Source organism: Streptomyces sp. NPDC056373 (assembly GCF_042262425.1).
In the GTDB taxonomy this organism is placed as follows: Bacteria; Actinomycetota; Actinomycetes; order Streptomycetales; family Streptomycetaceae; genus Streptomyces.
Genome location: NZ_JBHJPX010000013.1, coordinates 1 through 16929, shown reverse-complemented (window position 1 = coordinate 16929; position 16929 = coordinate 1). Strand labels below are relative to the sequence as shown.

Genomic DNA, 16929 nt, shown 5'->3' with positions numbered 1-16929 from the left:
CGATTCAGGAGAGTGACGTGACGACCGGAGCCACCGTCTGGCTCACAGGTCTGCCGAGCGCCGGCAAGACCACGATCGCCCACGAGCTGGCCGGCCGCCTGCGCGAGGAGGGCCACCGGGTCGAGGTGCTCGACGGCGACGAGATCCGCGAGTTCCTCTCGGCGGGCCTCGGCTTCGGCCGCGAGGACCGGCACACCAACGTGCAGCGCATCGGCTTCGTCGCCGAGCTGCTCGCCCGCAACGGCGTGCTCGCCCTCGTCCCGGTCATCGCGCCGTACCAGGACAGCCGCGAGGCGGTGCGCAAGCGCCACCAGGCCAACGGCACCGCGTACGTCGAGGTGCACGTGGCCACGCCGGTCGAGGTGTGCAGCGAGCGGGACGTGAAGGGCCTGTACGCCAAGCAGGCCGCGGGCGAGCTCACGGGGCTCACCGGGGTCGACGACCCGTACGAGGCGCCCGAGTCGCCCGACCTGCGCATCGAGTCGCAGGACCAGACCGTGCAGGAGTCCGCGGCGTCCGTGTACGCCCTGCTCAGCGAAAGGGGACTGGCATGACGACGACCGTCGCGACCGTTTCCGAGGGAACCGAAAGCCCGTACGCGCTCTCCCACCTCGACGCCCTCGAGTCCGAGGCGGTGCACATCTTCCGCGAGGTGGCGGGCGAGTTCGAGCGGCCGGTGATCCTCTTCTCCGGCGGCAAGGACTCCATCGTCATGCTGCACCTGGCGCTGAAGGCGTTCCGGCCGGCGTCGGTGCCCTTCTCGCTGCTGCACGTGGACACCGGGCACAACTTCCCCGAGGTCCTCGACTACCGCGACCGCACGGTCGAGGAGCACGGGCTGCGGCTGCACGTGGCCTCCGTGCAGGACTACATCGACCGCGGTGTCCTCAAGGAGCGCCCGGACGGCACCCGCAACCCGCTGCAGACGCTGCCGCTGACCGAGAAGATCCAGGCGGAGAAGTTCGACGCCGTCTTCGGTGGCGGCCGCCGCGACGAGGAGAAGGCCCGGGCCAAGGAGCGGGTGTTCTCCCTGCGCGACGAGTTCTCCCAGTGGGACCCGCGCCGTCAGCGCCCGGAGCTGTGGAACCTGTACAACGGCCGGCACGCGCCCGGCGAGCACGTCCGCGTGTTCCCGCTGTCCAACTGGACCGAGCTCGACGTGTGGCAGTACATCGCCCGCGAGGGCATCGAGCTGCCGCAGATCTACTACGCGCACGAGCGCGAGGTGTTCTCCCGCAGCGGCATGTGGCTGACCGCCGGCGAGTGGGGCGGGCCGAAGGACGGCGAGACCGTCGAGAAGCGGCTCGTTCGCTACCGGACCGTGGGTGACATGTCCTGCACCGGCGCGGTGGACTCCGACGCCGACACCATCGAGAAGGTGATCGTGGAGATCGCCGCCTCCCGGCTCACCGAGCGCGGCGCCACCCGCGCCGACGACAAGATGTCCGAGGCCGCGATGGAAGACCGCAAGCGCGAGGGGTACTTCTAGAGATGAGCACGATCACCACCGAGGAACTCGCGGAGACCACCCTGCTGCGGTTCGCCACCGCGGGCTCGGTCGACGACGGCAAGTCCACCCTGGTCGGGCGGCTGCTGCACGACTCCAAGTCGGTCCTCACCGACCAGCTGGAGGCCGTGGAGCGCGTCTCCGCGAGCCGGGGCCAGGAGGCGCCGGACCTCGCGCTGCTCACCGACGGCCTGCGGGCCGAGCGGGAGCAGGGCATCACCATCGACGTGGCCTACCGCTACTTCGCCACGCCCCTGCGGCGGTTCATCCTCGCCGACACCCCCGGCCATGTGCAGTACACGCGCAACATGGTCACCGGCGCCTCCACCGCCGAGCTGACGGTGATCCTGGTCGACGCCCGCAACGGCGTGGTCGAGCAGACCCGCCGGCACGCGGCCATCGCCGCCCTGCTGCGCGTGCCGCACGTGGTCCTCGCGGTCAACAAGATGGACCTCGTCGGCTACGAGGAGAAGGTGTTCGCCGCCATCGCCGAGGAGTTCACGGCGTACGCGACGGAGCTGGGCGTCCCCGAGGTCACGGCGATCCCGATCTCTGCGCTCGTCGGGGACAACGTGGTGGAGCCTTCCGCGAGCATGGACTGGTACGGCGGCCCGACGGTGCTGGAGCACCTGGAGACGGTGCCGGTCAGTCACGACCTGAGCCACTGCCACGCCCGGCTGCCCGTGCAGTACGTGATCCGCCCGCAGGGTTCGGAGCACCCGGACTACCGGGGTTACGCCGGTCAGATCGCGGCCGGTTCCTTCCGCGTCGGCGATTCGGTCACAGTGCTGCCGTCGGGCCGTGTCTCGAAGATCTCCGGCATCGACCTGCTGGGCGAGCCGGTCGACGTGGCGTGGACGACGCAGTCGGTGACCCTCCTGCTGGAGGACGACATCGACATCTCGCGCGGCGACCTGATCGTGCCGACCAAGGACGCGCCCGCGACCACGCAGGACATCGAGGCGACCGTCTGCCACGTCGCCGACGCCCCGCTGACGGTCGGTCACCGGGTGCTGCTCAAGCACGGCACCCGCACGATCAAGGCGATCGTCAAGGACATCCCGTCCCGTCTCACGCTCGACGACCTGTCCCTGCACCCGCACCCGGGACAGCTCGTCGCCAACGACATCGGCCGGGTGAAGATCCGCACCGCCGAGCCGCTGCCGGTCGACTCCTACGCCGACTCGCGCCGCACCGGCTCGTTCATCCTGATCGACCCCAACGACGGCCAGACCCTCACCGCCGGCATGGTCGGCGAGTCCTTCGCGGCCCCGGAGCCGGTCAAGGACGACTCCGAGGACGACGGGTGGGACTTCTGACATGAACTCCCCCGACTTCTACTCCACGTTCGCGAAGGAGGGCGGCCGCGTCGGCAGCGGTGCTCTCGGCAGCGGGCAGGGCGGAGTGGCGCGATGTGTGCGCTGACGTACGCGCACTGCCTGCGCGCCCTCACCCCCCACCGCCGTAGACGAAAACCTGCCGACCTCCCGGCCACGACCTGAAAGACCGTGACCGCCGGGCCTCCGAGAGGACCACCTCCCGTGCCTGCTTCATCCGCTCTGCGCCGCAGCCTCGCGGTCATAGCCGCACTTCCCCTGCTCACACTGGCCGCCTGCGGTTACGGCTCCCAGGCCAAGGACGACGGCACCGCCAAGGTCGCCGCCGGGGCGAAGAAGATCGAGGGTCTCGACAAAGTCAAGATCGGCTACTTCGGCAACCTGACCCACGGCACCGCGCTGGTGGGCATGCAGAAGGGCATCTTCCAGAAGGCCCTGGGCGCCACCAAGGTCGACCCGGCCATCTTCAACGCCGGCCCCTCGGAGATCGAGGCGCTCAACTCCGGGTCCATCGACATCGGGTGGATCGGCCCCTCCCCGGCGATCAACGGCTACACCAAGTCCGCGGGCAAGAACCTGCGCATCATCGGCGGTTCGGCGTCCGGCGGTGTGAAGCTGGTCGTCAACCCGGACAAGATCAAGTCGCTGAAGGACGTCGAGGGCAAGCGGATCGCGACCCCGCAGCTCGGCAACACGCAGGACGTGGCGTTCCTCAACTGGGCCGCGGAGCAGGGCTGGAAGGTCGACCCGCAGAGCGGCAAGGGTGACGTCACGGTCGTCCGCAGCGACAACAAGGTCACCCCGGACGCCTTCAAGTCCGGTTCGATCGACGGCGCCTGGGTGCCGGAGCCGACGGCCTCGAAGCTGGTCGCCGAGGGCGGCAAGGAGCTGCTCGACGAGTCCACGCTGTGGCCGGACAAGAAGTTCGTGATCACGAACATCATCGTGCGGCAGCAGTTCCTCAAGGAGCACCCGAAGGTCGTCGAGGCCGTGCTCAAGGGCTCGGTCGAGACCAACAAGTGGATCAACGCCAACCCGGACGCGGCGAAGGCGGCGGCGAACAAGCAGCTGGAGCAGGACTCCGGCAAGGCGCTGCCGGCCGATGTGCTCGACCCGGCGTGGAAGTCGATCCGGTTCACCGACGACCCGCTGGCCTCCACTCTCAACACCGAGGCGGAGCACGCGGTGAAGGCGGGGCTGCTGCAGAAGCCCGACCTGAAGGGCATCTACGACCTCGCGCCGCTGAACAAGGTCCTGAAGGCCGAGGGCGAGCCCGCGGTCGACGACGCCGGTCTCGGCGCGAAGTAAGCCCGGTCCGAAGCCGCATTGTGAAGAGTTCCCAGGAGGTGACGACCATGGCCACGACCCTCACCAAGGCTGCCGACGGCACCGAGTCGGTCACGCACGCCGCCCGGATCGAGCACGTGTCGAAGTCGTTCGCGGGGCCCGCCGGACAGCAACTCGTCCTGGACGACATCACCCTCGATGTCGCGCCCGGAGAGTTCGTCACCCTCCTGGGGGCCTCGGGCTGCGGCAAGTCCACGCTGCTCAACCTGGTGGCGGGCCTGGACCGCCCCAGCGCCGGCGAGATCGCCACGGACGGCCGTCCGGCGCTGATGTTCCAGGAGCACGCGCTGTTCCCGTGGCTCACCGCGGGCAAGAACATCGAACTCGCCCTGAAGCTGCGGGGCGTGCCGAAGGCCGAGCGCCGGGAGCGGGCCGAGGAGCTGCTCGAACTGGTCCGGCTGAAGGGCGCGCACGGCAAGCGGGTGCACGAGCTGTCGGGCGGTATGCGTCAGCGTGTTGCGCTGGCGCGCGCGCTCGCGCAGGAGAGCAAGCTGCTGCTGATGGACGAGCCGTTCGCCGCGCTGGACGCCATCACGCGGGACGTGCTGCACGACGAGCTGACCCGCATCTGGCGCGAGACGCAGGTGTCCGTCCTGTTCGTCACGCACAACGTGCGCGAGGCGGTGCGGCTCGCGCAGCGGGTCGTGCTGCTGTCGTCCCGCCCCGGGCGGATCGCGCGGGAGTGGACGGTCGGCATCCCGCATCCGCGCCGCATCGAGGACACCGCCGTGGCGGAGCTGTCCGTCGAGATCACCGAAGAACTGCGTGGGGAGATCCGCCGTCATGGCCAGCACTGATTCGACGGCCGTCGCCAAGGACGGCAACGATCTCGCCGGGCTGGAGGCGGGCCTCGACGCGCTGGAGACGCGGCAGACGGGCCGGGTCCCGTTCCGGCGGACCTTCACCCAGAAGATCCTGCCGCCCGTCCTCGCCGTGGTGTTGGTGCTGGCGGTCTGGCAGGCCCTCGTCTCGTTCAAGGTGGTCGACGACCCGACCAAGCTGCCCGCGCCGTCCGAGGTGTGGGACGTCGTGCAGACGGCGTGGCTCCAGGGCGAGCTGCTCGGCTACATCTGGACCAGCGTCTCGCGCGGTCTGCTCGGGTTCCTCCTCGCCCTGGTGATCGGCACGCCGCTGGGCCTGATCGTGGCCCGGGTGAAGTTCATCCGCGCGGCGATCGGCCCGATCCTGTCCGGCCTGCAGTCCCTGCCGTCGGTCGCGTGGGTGCCGCCGGCGGTGATCTGGCTGGGCCTGAACAACTCGATGATGTACGCCGTGATCCTGCTCGGCGCGGTCCCCTCGATCGCCAACGGCCTGGTCTCGGGCGTCGACCAGGTGCCGCCGCTGTTCCTGCGCGCGGGCCGCACGCTCGGCGCCACGGGCCTCAAGGGCACCTGGCACATCGTCCTGCCCGCCGCCCTGCCCGGTTACGTGGCGGGCCTGAAGCAGGGCTGGGCCTTCGCCTGGCGCTCCCTGATGGCCGCCGAGATCATCGCGTCCTTCCCCGACCTCGGCGTGGGCCTCGGCCAGTTGCTGGAGAACGGCCGCAACGCCAGCGACATGGCCATGGTGTTCGAGGCGATCCTGCTCATCCTGGTCGTCGGCATCGCCATCGACCTGCTGATCTTCAGCCCGCTGGAGCGGTGGGTGCTGCGCAGCCGCGGCCTGCTGGTGAAGAACTGAAGGCCATGACCGCCAAGCCCGTCCTCCTCGTCATCGCCCACGGCAGCCGCGACCCGCGGCATGCCGCGACGGTGCACGCCCTGGTACGCCGGGTGCGCGCGACGCGCCCCGACGTACGGGTGGAGACGGGCTTCCTGGACTTCAACGTCCCTTCGGTACAGGGGGTCCTGGAGTCCCTGGCGGTGCAGGGTGTACGCGACGTCGTCGCCCTGCCCCTCCTGCTCACCCGCGCGTTCCACGCGAAGGCGGACATCCCCGCGGTCCTCGCTGAGGCGCCGCCGCAGCTGCGCATCCACCAGGCGGACGTCCTCGGTCCCTCCCCCCTGCTGCTGGCGGCACTGGAGCGGCGCCTGTACGAGGCGGGCCTGACGCCCGCCGACAAGTCCTCGACCGGGGTCGTCCTGGCCTCGGCGGGGTCCACCGACCCGGAGGCGATCGCAGTGATCGCAGAAATCGCGCGGGAGTGGCGGCACACCGGCTGGTGCGCCGTGCGGCCTGCGTTCGCCTCCGCATCCCTTCCGCGCACGGAGGACGCCGTCCGCGAACTGCGCGCCCTCGGCTGCTCCCGCGTCGCCGTCGCCCCGTACGTCCTGGCCCCCGGCTTCCTCCCGGACCGTATCGCCCGGGGCGCGGCGGAGGCGGACGTCCTGGCGGACGTCCTGGGCCCGGCGCCGGAGGTGGCACGGGTGGTGCTGGAGCGGTACGAGGCGGCACGGATGCCGTTGCCGTCGGCTGTGAGCGCCTGACGTCTTCCCCGGCCCGCCCGCGATCTCAGGCCTTCGGTGCCGCCGTCCCGGGCGTCACGACCGGCCTTGTGTCCGGCGGATGATCGGGTAGCGTCGGAGAGCGACGCTGACGCATCGTCCCGGCGCCGCTCCGAACCAGGCGCCCGGGGAGACCAGTTGGAGAGCGAGAATCGGCAGCCGCCGGCTCCTGACGTCACCGTGCTGTTGATCGGTGTGGGGAGCTTCGACGAGGGCTCCGACATGGAGGAACTGGGGTTCGTCCCGGCGCGGATGAGTGAGGTCGAGCAGGCCTTCGACCGGCTCGGCGCCAAGGTCGGCACCACGCTGGATCCGACCGAGATCGAGGTGGAGGGGCTACTGCGCGGGCAGCTCGTCGACAGCCCGCCCTGTGGTGTCGTGGTCGTCCACCTCATCGGGCACGGCAGGATCGATCGAGGTCACCGGCTGTCCTTCGTCGCCCGCGACAACCGCGAGGTGGACGTCGACCGGTGGATCGAGAAGGCGCAAGCGGAAGTCGAGCGCGGTGGTATGCGCCACCGTGTCGTCTTCCTCGTGGACACCTGCTCGGCCGGCGTCGCGACGGGCAGGCAGCCGCTCACCGAGATCGACGCGGACCGGGGCGTCTGGGCGCTGGGAGCCGCCGTCAGCAACTCCCCCACGGAGCGCGGCCAGTTCAGCAGCCGGATCGCTGCCGCACTGCACCGGCTCGCGGACCTGGACCTCCACATCGACGAGGAGTCGATCGGGTTCAGCCGGTTCGTCCGCGAACTGATCCGGGTGATCCGGAGCGACCCCGCCGACCAGCGTCTCTCACTCGGCTTCAGCGTCGAACTGGGGGACGCGGACTGGCCGTTCCTGCCGAACCCCCGTCTGGTCACGCTGACCCCCGAACAGCTGAGGGCCCGGCGCCGCTCACTGGGCCACGTCCCCGGAGAGGGCGATCCCGGCCGGCGGACCGACGACACCGCCTACTTCGCCGACCGCGCCTCGGGCCGCGGCCTCGTCCCCGTCGACACCGGTATCGGCTTCTTCTCCGGCCGCACGGCGGAACTCACCCGCTACATGGAGTGGCTGTCCGGGGCGGGCCCCCTGCTGACCGTCACGGGTGCGGCCGGTGCGGGGAAGTCCGGGCTCCTGGGGGTCGTGGTCTGTGCCGCGGATCCCGGACTGCGCCGGCGCTTTCGCGAGTTGTGGGAGTCGTCCGGACTCGACCTGCCCGAGGTACCGGACGTCGTCGCGGTGCATGCGCGCCAGCGGTCGGCTCGGCAGGTGGCCGACGCCATCGCGTCCGCGGTGAGGGTGCACCGGCCCGTGCGGACGGACGGGCAGGCAGAGGGCGACCGGGAGTGGAACGCGCCGCCTCAGACGGCCGAGGGGCTGCGCTTTCTGCTGGCTCGGGGCCCGAAGGACCGTCTCATCGTGCTCGATGCCGTGGACGAGAGCACCGAGCCGCACGCGGTTCTCCGCCTGGTGGCCGAACTGCTGGCACCTCGGTCCCTGGGTGAGCAGACCCTCCGTGCGCCGTGCAGGATCCTGCTGGGCGGCCGCCGCGAAGTGGTCGGCGCGCTGTCGGCCCTGGAGGAGGCGGCCGACATCGACGGCGTCCACATCGACCTCGACTCGGCCGCACCCGACGCTGTCGAACAGGACGTCCGGCGTTACGTCCAGCGGCTCCTGGCCACCCGGGAGCCCTACGCCACGGGCGAGTCCTCCCCGTTCACCGGTCTGCTGGCCAGGAAGGGCGCGGCACACATCGTGCGCGGCGCGCGACCGGACGAGCCGTGGGGTCCGTTCCTGCTCGCCGGACTGTACGTGCATTTCCTGCTGACCCTGAAGTACCCGCCCCGCGACGAGGTGGGTGCCGACATGTACGCCAGGGCGGCGTCGCCCCACCTGCCGGCGCTGCTGGAATCGATCCTGAAGACACGGCGCGACGACTACCCGCACCTGCGGGCGGTGCTCGCCGTGCTGGCCCGCTCCCGCGGCGACGGCATGCCGCGCACGACCCTGAAGCGCTGCCTGCGGGCCCTGGGTGCCGACTCCCTCGACGAACGGCACTTCCAGGACACCCTGTGGGAGGCCTCGCCCTTCCTGCGGTACGGGAGCGACCCGCAGAGCGGCGAGACCCTGTACCGGCTCTTCCACCAGGGTCTGGTCGACTACCTGCACGACCATCCGACGAGTGAGGAGCCGCTGGACGAGGCGGGGAGCCTCGATCTCGAAGACAGATTGCTGTCGGAGCTCGTCGGGCCGTACGCGGGGGCCGAGCCGGGACACGGCGACTCGTGGGAGGCCGCCGAGGGCGAACCGTACGTGCTGCGGCATGCGTTGGCACATGCCGCACGGACGCAGTCGGTCACGCACGCCGAGTCCTTGCTCACCGACCCGTACTTCCTCATCCGGTTCAGCCTCAGGGACGACCACCGTGCTCTCGACCTCGTCCACTCGGAGCAGGGCACCGACTTCCTGCGGCTGCTCAGCGCCTCGTGGGGCACCCACGCCCGCCTGAGCGACGCCGCCGAGCGGGCGTCCGTGTTCGCGTTCGACGCCGACCGGCTCGGGCTCTCCGACATCCGGGAGCGGTTCAGCCGTATCGCGCAGGAGGTCGCCGTCCAGCCGGAGAGCGCCGCCTACACGCTCCTCTGGTCGCGGGGCGGCCATGTGAACTCCAACAGCCGCTCCGTCACGACCGCGGGCGGCGCGGTGTACGACATCGCGTTCTCCCCGGACGGTTCGCTGCTCGCCGCGTCGACCGACCGCGGTGTGCAGGTGCTGGAGACGGAGACCTGGCGGTCGGTCGCACCTCTCTTCGGCAAGACGTCCCCCGCCGGGGTCAACAAGGTGGCCTTCTCCCCTGACGGCCGCCTGCTCGCCTTCTCACGGAACTCCTTCACGCGCAGTGTGCAGCTGTGGGACGTGGCGAACCGTGTTCCGGCCGGACCGCCCTGGGAGTGCAGAACCGGCACCGTGGGGGCGCTCACTTTCTCGTCCGACAGCCGTCGGCTCGCGGTCGCGAGCGAGGAACTCGGCGTCTCGGTGTGGGACATCACCGGTGACTGCCCGTCGGAGGAGGCGCGGTGGGGCTTCGGGGAGACGGAGCACCTGACCAGAGTCCGTGCGCTGGCCTTCAGCCCCACGGAACACCTGCTCGCCGTGTGTTCCACCGCCGGGACGACCCTCTGGGACGTCGCGGGCGGTGACCGCACGCGGGTGGACAGTGGAGAGTACGCCCGATCGGCCTGCTTCTCCCCCGATGGCCGCCTCGTCGCCGTAGCGGCGCACGGCCGGGTCGCCCTGCACTCGGTGGCCACGCGCACCCTCGTCGGCAGCGTGGATCTGGGGGCCGGGAACGACCTGGCCTTCAGCGGCGACGGGAGCCTGCTGGTCGTCGGCGGCTGGAGGGAGTTCCATGTCATCGACACGGCGTCGATGCACGTCGTCAACCGGCTGCCGGTCGCGGCCGCGTCGGCCTCCATCGCCGTGCATCCCGGCACGTCGGTCCTCGTGAGCGGCAACGAGGACGGTCATCTGCGGCTGTGGAAGAGCCTCACCGGCGAGGCCCGTCTGCCGGAACTGCCGCGCTTCGACACGGGCGTCGTCGGCTCGTCCGACGGGCGCTTCGTCGCCGTGCAGGATGCCGGCGGCAGGAGGCTGAGTCTTCGCAACCCGGTCACCGGCGAGGAGATCGCCGGATGGCCCTGGGCGGAACCGCTCGCCCACCTGGCGAGCTCACCCGACGGTTCCCTCCTGGCCGCCATGTCGTTCCAGCGGCTGTGCGTCTTCCCGACCGAACCGGCGCTCCTGCAGGACGTCGGCAGCGTCTCCCTGTCGGCTGCGCCGCACTCGCTGCTGCCGCTCGTCTTCTCTTCCGACAGCAAGCTGATCGGCGTGGCCCTCGGAGAACGGGGGCGCGCCCAGTACATCGAGGTCCGGGAGGCCCGGACGCTGCACCTTCGCGCCAGGATCCCGCTCGCCGGGCAGGTGTCCTCGTTCGGATTCGCCGGCTCTCAGGTCGTCTACGCCGTCGTCGACGGCGCCCTGGGCACCTACCGCTGCACTCCCCAGGCCCCGGAGGACCTCCTGCCATGACCCGCCTCCTCGGCATCCACGGCGTCCGCAACTACAAGGCCGCCGACACCACCCCCGGCCTCGGCGCCAAGCGCCTGCGTGCGGACTGGCTGGAAGCGCTCGGCGACAGGCTCCCCGGGCTCGAGCTCGAAACCGCGTACTACGCCGACCTTCTGCGCGGTGAGCGGCAGAGTGACGATCTGGACGACGCCGACGTGGTGCTGATCGAGCAGTGGGCGCGAGCCTGGGGGGTCGACCCGAGCGGCGTGCAGGGGCGGGCGACCGGGTGGGTCCGGTGGGTCTGCGGGCACGTCGCCCGACGGTCCGGGCAGCGCCCTGCCGTCGTCGAGAAGACGGTCAGGATGTTCTTCCCCGAGGTGGGACGCTACTTCGCCGACCGGCGAGGGGCGGTACGCGAGCGGGTGCGGGAAGCACTGCTGGGGCACCGGCCCGACATCGTCGTCGCGCACTCGCTCGGCAGCGTCGTCGCCTACGAGGCCCTGCACGAACTCGCGGACGAACTCGACGTGAGGCTGCTGCTCACCCTCGGCTCGCCGCTGGCGCTGCCCCACGCCGTGTTCCACCGCCTCGACCCGGCCCCGTGCGACGGGAAGGGCACGAAGCCCACGGCCGTGCGGCGGTGGGTGAACGTCGCCGACGCCGGGGATTTCGTGGCCGTCCCCAAGGGGGAACTGGCCCGGGTGTTCCCGGGCGTCGAGGAACTGCCGGAGATCAGCATCGCGCCGGCCTGGCCGCACGGAGTGCTCGACTACCTCCGGCACCGCTCGGTGTCCGAAGCCATCGCGGCAGGAATGCCCACGGGGTGAGCGTCACGCCGCCGGTTCCTCGTACGGTTCCGGCTGGAGGGCGAAGGAGTACGGGGCCCAGGGGCCGCTGATCTCCACGCGGAGGCCGGGGACGCCCTCGGCGGTCGCGAGGATGCCCGTGCGGAAGGCGCGGACGCGGTCGGCCGGGACGAGGTAGGCGTCGTTGCCGATGTTGGTGCCGGGGGCCGAGCCCGCCAGGCTGCCGCGTTCGGGGGTGTGGGCGACGCGGTCGGCGGCGAGGGCGGTGGCCGTGTCGGTGAGGCGGGCGGCGGCCTGGGTGACCGAGCGCCAGGCCTCGTCGTTGCGGCGCTGTCTGCGGCGGCGGATGACCTGGTAGGCGCGGCCGACCCCGAGGCCCGTGACCGGGTCCGGTGCGGATTCGGGGTCGGCTTCGGGTGGGGCGATGTCCGGGGTGGCGTAGGTCTTGACTCCCAGTTCGACGTGGCCCGTGAGGCGGTCGAGCAGGGAGAGGAAGTAGCCACGCCGGGTGTCCAGGGCCTGCCGGGCGCCGTCCTCGTCGCGGTAGACGGTGGCGAGGCGCAGGGGCAGTACGGCGGCGCCTGAGGCGACCAGGGCGGCCACCACGGCGTGGTGGGAGCGGACCGTGGCCTCCAGCCAGTCCACGTCGTGGAGGTGGGCCTGGAGAGGTGTGTCGTCGTAGTCGGCGGGCGGGACGTGGCCGATGGCGAAGGCGAGCTGGGGGCCGGTGACCGCCGGGGTGATCAGGTGAATCGGTTCTCCGGCGACACCGCGCAGATGGGGCGTGGCCGCCGCGGCCTCGGGGGTGCGGCGCAGGACCGCGTAGGCGTAGACGAGGTTCGTGTCGCTCATGACTGCGGGCTCCTGTCGGTGGCCGTGCGATTCCTCTCGCGAGACTCCGTTCTCGTGCCGTCCGTTCCTAGGTACGCAGGGGGCGCAGGCGGTGTTCAGGTGAATCGCCGGCAGGTTGACCTTGCCCCAGGGGCAGGGCCGAGGGTCCCGGCATGAACGAGGACTTCTTCTCGCGGCAGACGCCGTACAGCGATCCCGGGGACTTCGGCACGAGCGGGCTGCCCCGCGCCCCGCGCAGGCTGGCCGCGCTGGTCAGGGGCCTGATCATCCACCGTTGCGAGGGCGGGCGGTTCGGATACGAGGTGCCCGGGGAACGGCTGCACCACGACGCGGAGTCCCGGTACGTCACGGAGATCCTGCGGATCCTGCGGGAGCGCGGGTCCACCCCCCTCACCGAACACCGGGCGCCCGGCGCGAGGTTCGTGGGAACCTGCCGGGACTTCTCCCTCCTGCTGTGCTCGCTCCTGCGGGCCACGGGGACGCCGGCGCGTCTGCGCTGTGGATTCGCCACCTACCTGGCCGACGGCTGGTACGAGGACCACTGGGTCACCGAGTACCGCGCCCCGGACGGCGGCCTGCGGCTGGCCGACCCGCAGGTCCACAGCGGCTACGACGTCCCGTTCGACCCGATGGACGTGCCGCGGGACGCCTTCCTGACGGCCGGTGACGTCTGGCGGGCCTGCCGTGAAGGGCGGGTGGACCCGCAGACGTGCGGCTTCAGCTCGGTCGAGGGGCTGCGCGGCCTGTGGTTCGTAAGGGGCAACGTCCTGCGCGACCTGGCCGCGCTGAACGGTGTGGAGCTGCTCCCCTGGGACGGCTGGGAGCCGGGGCTCCGCAAGGGCGCGCCGCTCACCGAGGACGATCTCGCGGCGGCCGACGAGGTCGCCGCCGCCCGCTCCGAGAGCGACTGGCCACTGCTCTTCGCGGACCCGCGGCTGACCGTGCCGGAAGTGATCACGTCGTACGCGCCCTATCCGGGAGAGCGCCGGGTCACGTTGCCCGTTCGCTGAACGGGGTCGCCTGGTGGAACCAGAGCAGCCAGCGGCCCTCCGTGCGTCGCCACAGTGAACTGCGGTGTGCGCGGCTGCCGTCGTACTCCGTGTCGTACGTGAGGTGGACGAGGTCCGGGGCGAGCTGGACGCCGCGCAGGGCGGAGACGGCGACGGGGCGGGCTCCCGGCTCGGTGGTCGCGGCGGCCAGTGAGGCGATGATGGCGGTCCGGCTCCAGTGCCGGCCGGAGGCGCCGAACTCGTGGAAGTCGGGGTGGAGCAGCGCCCCGACCTGCTCGGGCGAGTGGCGGACCGTCGGGGTGAGCAGGGCGAGTTCGCCCTCCATCGCGGCCTCGACGGCGGGGTTGTGCTCAGACACCCGTCATCTCCACCAGCTTGACGACGGTGTTCCAGTTGCGGGTCGTGGCGATCACGCCCTTGTTGATGCGCGGCTTCGACAGCTGCTCGGCCAGCTTGGAGCGGCCCAGGCCGTTCGGGGCGTACAGGTACAGGGCCCGGTCGCCGAGACGGAACTCCTCGGGGAGGCAGGCGTCCTGGTCGATCTCCGCGAAGCGGTCGGGGGTGACCGGCGCGGAGAAGTAGGTGACGTGGAGCTGCTTGGGCTCCAGGCCGGCGGCCGGGAACGGGCAGGCGTCGGCGATCGCCCGGAGGTAGGCGTGGTCGCGCACGATCACGTCGACGCCGAACCCGAAGCGCTTCTCCAAGGCCTGCGCGATCTCGGCTGCCAGCGACTCCTCGCCGCCGTGTCCGCTGGAGAACACGGCCTGGCCGCTCTGCAGGTAGGTGCGCACGTCGTCGTGGCCGAGGTCCGTCAGGAGCGTGCGCAGGTCGGCCATGGGGACCTTCCTGCTGCCGCCCACGTTGATGCCGCGCAGCAGGGCCGCGTATGTCGTCGTCATCCGCTCACGATAGAGCGGCCGTCGTGCCCCGTGGGGGTGGGCACGACGACCGCGGCGGGCAGCTGCCCGGCCCCGTAAATTACTCATCGGTCTTCGCGGGGCACAACCGTCTGCTCAGGATCCACACACCCGGGGAGCCCGGTTTGTCTGTCGATAGGTGTAAGGGACCACAGTCTCCTGGGGTCCTCCCCAGTGGGGAGCCGGCTCGCTCCGTGGGGATGAGTTCCGGCCCCGTCACTTCACCGGAGAGCACGACGAGATGGCTTTATCCGGCCCATACCTTCGAAGCGGAAGGGGGCGGCAGGGGGCCGCCACCGCATCACGAGGGGGCAGTCCGGTCATGGGGAACGGAGACATACGGGTGCGGGGCTTCGCGGCCCGGGCCGGTGGCTGGAGCGCCCGGCACCGATGGGCTGCCGTCGGTATCTGGGTGCTGTTCGTCGTCCTGGCGATGGGGCTCGGTTCGGCGATGGGCACGGTCGACGTCAAGGAGAGCGACCAGCTGTCGGGCGAGACCCACACCGCCGCCAAGATCATCGAGGACGCCGGCATCGAGGAGCCGGCCAACGAGACCGTCCTCGTCCAGGCGAAGGACGGCTCCCTCAAGGCCACCGACACGGAGTTCAGGAACGCCGTCGCCTCGGTCGTCGAGGCCGTCGAGCGGACCGGCAAGGTCACCGACGTGACGTCGCCGTACGACACGAAGACGATCTCGAAGGACGGCCGCAGCGCGCTCGTGCAGTTCGACATGCGCGGTGACTCCGACACCGCGGGCGACCGGGTCGAGCCCGTGCTCGACGCCGTCGAGGGCGTGCGGAAGGAGCACTCCTCGCTGCGGATCGAGGAGATCGGCGGCGCAAGCATGATGAAGACGTTCTCCGACGCGTTCGGCGACGACTTCCAGAAGGCCGAGTACTCCGCCGTGCCGGTGGCCCTGGGCATTCTGCTGATCGCGTTCGGCGCGCTGGTCGCCGCGCTGCTCCCGGTGGCGCTCGCGCTCACCGCGATCATGGCGACGATGGGTCTCATGAGCATCGTCAGCCACTGGCAGCCGATGGACGACACCGCGAGTTCCGTGATGCTGCTGGTCGGCCTGGCCGTGGGGGTCGACTACTGCCTGTTCTATCTGCGCCGTGAGCGTGAGGAGCGGGCGGCGGGCCGGGACGCGGAGACAGCGCTGCGGATCGCCGCCGCGACCAGTGGCCGTGCCGTGATCGTCTCCGGTGTCACCGTGTGCGTGGCGATGGCGGGCATGCTGTTCACCGGGCTCGCCACGTTCGAGGCGATGGGCCTGGCCTCCCTGATGGTGGTCGCGGTCGCCATGGTCGGTTCGGTGACCGTGCTGCCCGCGCTGCTGTCGCTGCTCGGCGAGCGCGTGGAGAAGGGCCGGATCCCGTTCCTGCACCCCGACAAGCGCCGCAAGAACGGCACCGGCAGCCGGACCTCCGAGGGCAGCCGGTTCTGGAGCGCCGTTCTGAAGGTCGTGCTCGCCAGGCCCGCCGTCTCGCTGGCCGTGGCGACCGGTGCGCTGCTCGCGGTCGCGGCGCCCGCGCTCGGCATGAAGACCCAGCAGCTCACCCTGGACCAGGAGTTCGGCGACTCCCTGCCCATCGTGCAGACCTACAACCGGCTCAACGACGCCTTCCCGGGTGGCTCCGAGCCGGCCGAGGTGGTCGTCAAGGCGAAGGACATCAACGCCCCCGAGGTGAAGTCCGCGCTCGCCGACTTCCGCGCGCGGGCGATCAGTTCGGGCGCCTCGCGGGGTCCGGTCGAGATCAAGCTGCACGACGCGCAGAACCTGGCCTACGTGTACGTCCCGCTGGTCGGCGGCTCCGACCTGGACAAGGCCGGCGAGAGCCTGGACACGCTGCGCGACGACGTGCGGCCCGCCACCCTCGGCAAGGTCGAAGGCGTCGAGGCCCCGATCACCGGGCAGGTCGCCGGGTCGAAGGACTTCAACGACCAGCTGGGCGGAGCGGTCGCCCCGGTCTTCGCCTTCGTCGTGGTCTTCGCCTTCGCGCTGATGCTGCTGTCGTTCCGCTCGCTGACCATCGCGGTCACGTCGATCGTGCTGAACCTGCTGTCGGTGGGCGCCGCTTACGGCATTCTCGTCGCCGTCTTCCAGCACGGCTGGGGCGCTTCGCTGGTGGGCGCGGAGGGCGTCGGCGCGATCATCACCTGGCTGCCGCTGTTCCTCTTCGTGATCCTGTTCGGCCTGTCGATGGACTACCACGTGTTCGTGGTCTCCCGGATCCGTGAGGCGCGGCTGCGGGGGCTCGCGACGAAGGACGCGATCCGGCACGGCGTGGTCACCACGGCCGGGGTGGTCACCAGTGCCGCGGTCATCATGGTCGCCGTGTTCGCGATCTTCGGGACGCTGTCCATGCAGTCGATGAAGCAGATGGGCGTCGGCCTCGCGGCCGCGGTGCTGATCGACGCGACGATCATCCGGGGCGTGCTGCTGCCGGCCGTGATGGCGCTGCTCGGCGAGCGCAACTGGTACCTGCCGAAGTGGCTGCACCGGCTGCCGGACCTCACGCACGACGAGACGCCGCAGGCCGTCGCCGGGCCGGCGGCGCGGGACGGCGAGGGCGAGCCCCTCAAGGTCTGATCACCGCGGTGGCGTGGGGGGGGGGGCGGGGGGCGGGGGGGGCGGGCGCGCCGGGCCCCGGCGGGC

14 protein-coding genes are annotated in these 16929 nt (G+C 71.2%); 11 read left to right on the top strand and 3 right to left on the bottom strand.

Features of this window, described 5'->3' with window-relative positions; all coding sequences use genetic code 11:
* Positions 1 to 17: 17 nt before the first annotated feature.
* The 9 genes from cysC (at position 18) to ACFCXS_RS26775 (ending at position 11512) form a co-directional block, all read left to right on the top strand.
* Positions 18 to 554: an adenylyl-sulfate kinase gene (gene cysC / locus ACFCXS_RS26815; protein ID WP_376645884.1), complete on the top strand. Its 537-nt coding sequence runs from the start codon at positions 18 to 20 to the stop codon at positions 552 to 554.
* Positions 551 to 1489, top strand: a complete 939-nt coding sequence (gene cysD, locus ACFCXS_RS26810; protein ID WP_376645883.1) for a sulfate adenylyltransferase subunit CysD — start codon at positions 551 to 553, stop codon at positions 1487 to 1489. Before cysC ends, cysD begins: the two co-directional genes overlap by 4 nt.
* A gap of 2 nt (positions 1490 to 1491) precedes the next feature.
* Complete coding sequence (locus ACFCXS_RS26805) at positions 1492 to 2826, top strand: sulfate adenylyltransferase subunit 1 (protein WP_376645882.1); 1335 nt, start codon at positions 1492 to 1494, stop codon at positions 2824 to 2826.
* 222 nt (positions 2827 to 3048) lie between these two features.
* Entirely contained in the window at positions 3049 to 4152 is a 1104-nt protein-coding gene (locus ACFCXS_RS26800) for an ABC transporter substrate-binding protein (RefSeq protein WP_376645881.1), read from the top strand.
* Positions 4153 to 4199: 47 nt separating this feature from the next.
* Positions 4200 to 4988, top strand: a complete 789-nt coding sequence (locus ACFCXS_RS26795; RefSeq protein ID WP_361939527.1) for an ABC transporter ATP-binding protein — start codon at positions 4200 to 4202, stop codon at positions 4986 to 4988.
* Positions 4975 to 5871 (top strand): ABC transporter permease, encoded by an 897-nt coding sequence (locus tag ACFCXS_RS26790; protein WP_376645880.1) that lies wholly within the window; start codon positions 4975 to 4977, stop codon positions 5869 to 5871. The genes ACFCXS_RS26795 and ACFCXS_RS26790 overlap by 14 nt, the downstream gene beginning before the upstream one ends.
* Positions 5872 to 5876: 5 nt before the next feature.
* On the top strand, positions 5877 to 6617 hold the full coding sequence (locus ACFCXS_RS26785; RefSeq protein WP_376645879.1) for a sirohydrochlorin chelatase: 741 nt from the start codon (positions 5877 to 5879) through the stop codon (positions 6615 to 6617).
* A gap of 156 nt (positions 6618 to 6773) precedes the next feature.
* Positions 6774 to 10706: a hypothetical protein gene (locus ACFCXS_RS26780; protein ID WP_376645878.1), complete on the top strand. Its 3933-nt coding sequence runs from the start codon at positions 6774 to 6776 to the stop codon at positions 10704 to 10706.
* The gene (locus ACFCXS_RS26775) at positions 10703 to 11512 is read left to right on the top strand and encodes a hypothetical protein (protein ID WP_376645877.1); all 810 of its coding nucleotides are present in this window, start codon (positions 10703 to 10705) and stop codon (positions 11510 to 11512) included. The genes ACFCXS_RS26780 and ACFCXS_RS26775 overlap by 4 nt, the downstream gene beginning before the upstream one ends.
* A 3-nt stretch (positions 11513 to 11515) precedes the next feature.
* Here the strand turns inward: ACFCXS_RS26775 and ACFCXS_RS26770 are convergent, their stop codons facing one another.
* Positions 11516 to 12343, bottom strand: coding sequence for a GvpL/GvpF family gas vesicle protein (locus ACFCXS_RS26770; protein ID WP_376645876.1), 828 nt, complete (start codon positions 12341 to 12343; stop codon positions 11516 to 11518).
* A 152-nt stretch (positions 12344 to 12495) separates the two neighbouring features.
* On the opposite strand from ACFCXS_RS26770, the gene ACFCXS_RS26765 reads away from it, so the two are divergent.
* Positions 12496 to 13353 carry a transglutaminase-like domain-containing protein gene (locus ACFCXS_RS26765; RefSeq protein WP_376645875.1) on the top strand — a complete coding sequence of 286 codons (858 nt, stop codon included), beginning with the start codon at positions 12496 to 12498 and terminating at the stop codon, positions 13351 to 13353.
* Here ACFCXS_RS26765 and ACFCXS_RS26760 read toward each other — a convergent pair.
* A complete protein-coding gene (locus ACFCXS_RS26760) occupies positions 13334 to 13711 on the bottom strand; it encodes a DUF4440 domain-containing protein (protein ID WP_376645874.1) in 378 nt (125 codons plus the stop codon). The genes ACFCXS_RS26765 and ACFCXS_RS26760 overlap by 20 nt on opposite strands.
* Positions 13704 to 14252: a DUF1697 domain-containing protein gene (locus ACFCXS_RS26755; RefSeq protein WP_376645873.1), complete on the bottom strand. Its 549-nt coding sequence runs from the start codon at positions 14250 to 14252 to the stop codon at positions 13704 to 13706. The genes ACFCXS_RS26760 and ACFCXS_RS26755 overlap by 8 nt, the downstream gene beginning before the upstream one ends.
* 340 nt (positions 14253 to 14592) lie before the next feature.
* On the opposite strand from ACFCXS_RS26755, the gene ACFCXS_RS26750 reads away from it, so the two are divergent.
* A complete protein-coding gene (locus ACFCXS_RS26750; RefSeq protein WP_376645872.1) occupies positions 14593 to 16863 on the top strand; it encodes an MMPL family transporter in 2271 nt (756 codons plus the stop codon).
* Positions 16864 to 16929 lie beyond the last annotated feature (66 nt).

Coding starts and splice junctions, on each gene's coding strand:
- cysD (WP_376645883.1), top strand. CDS start 551: ATGACGACGACCGTCGCGACCGTTTCCGAGGGAACCGAAAGCCCGTAC.
- ACFCXS_RS26805 (WP_376645882.1), top strand. CDS start 1,492: ATGAGCACGATCACCACCGAGGAACTCGCGGAGACCACCCTGCTGCGG.
- ACFCXS_RS26795 (WP_361939527.1), top strand. CDS start 4,200: ATGGCCACGACCCTCACCAAGGCTGCCGACGGCACCGAGTCGGTCACG.
- ACFCXS_RS26790 (WP_376645880.1), top strand. CDS start 4,975: ATGGCCAGCACTGATTCGACGGCCGTCGCCAAGGACGGCAACGATCTC.
- ACFCXS_RS26785 (WP_376645879.1), top strand. CDS start 5,877: ATGACCGCCAAGCCCGTCCTCCTCGTCATCGCCCACGGCAGCCGCGAC.
- ACFCXS_RS26775 (WP_376645877.1), top strand. CDS start 10,703: ATGACCCGCCTCCTCGGCATCCACGGCGTCCGCAACTACAAGGCCGCC.
- ACFCXS_RS26770 (WP_376645876.1), bottom strand. CDS start 12,343: ATGAGCGACACGAACCTCGTCTACGCCTACGCGGTCCTGCGCCGCACC.
- ACFCXS_RS26765 (WP_376645875.1), top strand. CDS start 12,496: ATGAACGAGGACTTCTTCTCGCGGCAGACGCCGTACAGCGATCCCGGG.
- ACFCXS_RS26755 (WP_376645873.1), bottom strand. CDS start 14,252: ATGACGACGACATACGCGGCCCTGCTGCGCGGCATCAACGTGGGCGGC.
- ACFCXS_RS26750 (WP_376645872.1), top strand. CDS start 14,593: ATGGGGAACGGAGACATACGGGTGCGGGGCTTCGCGGCCCGGGCCGGT.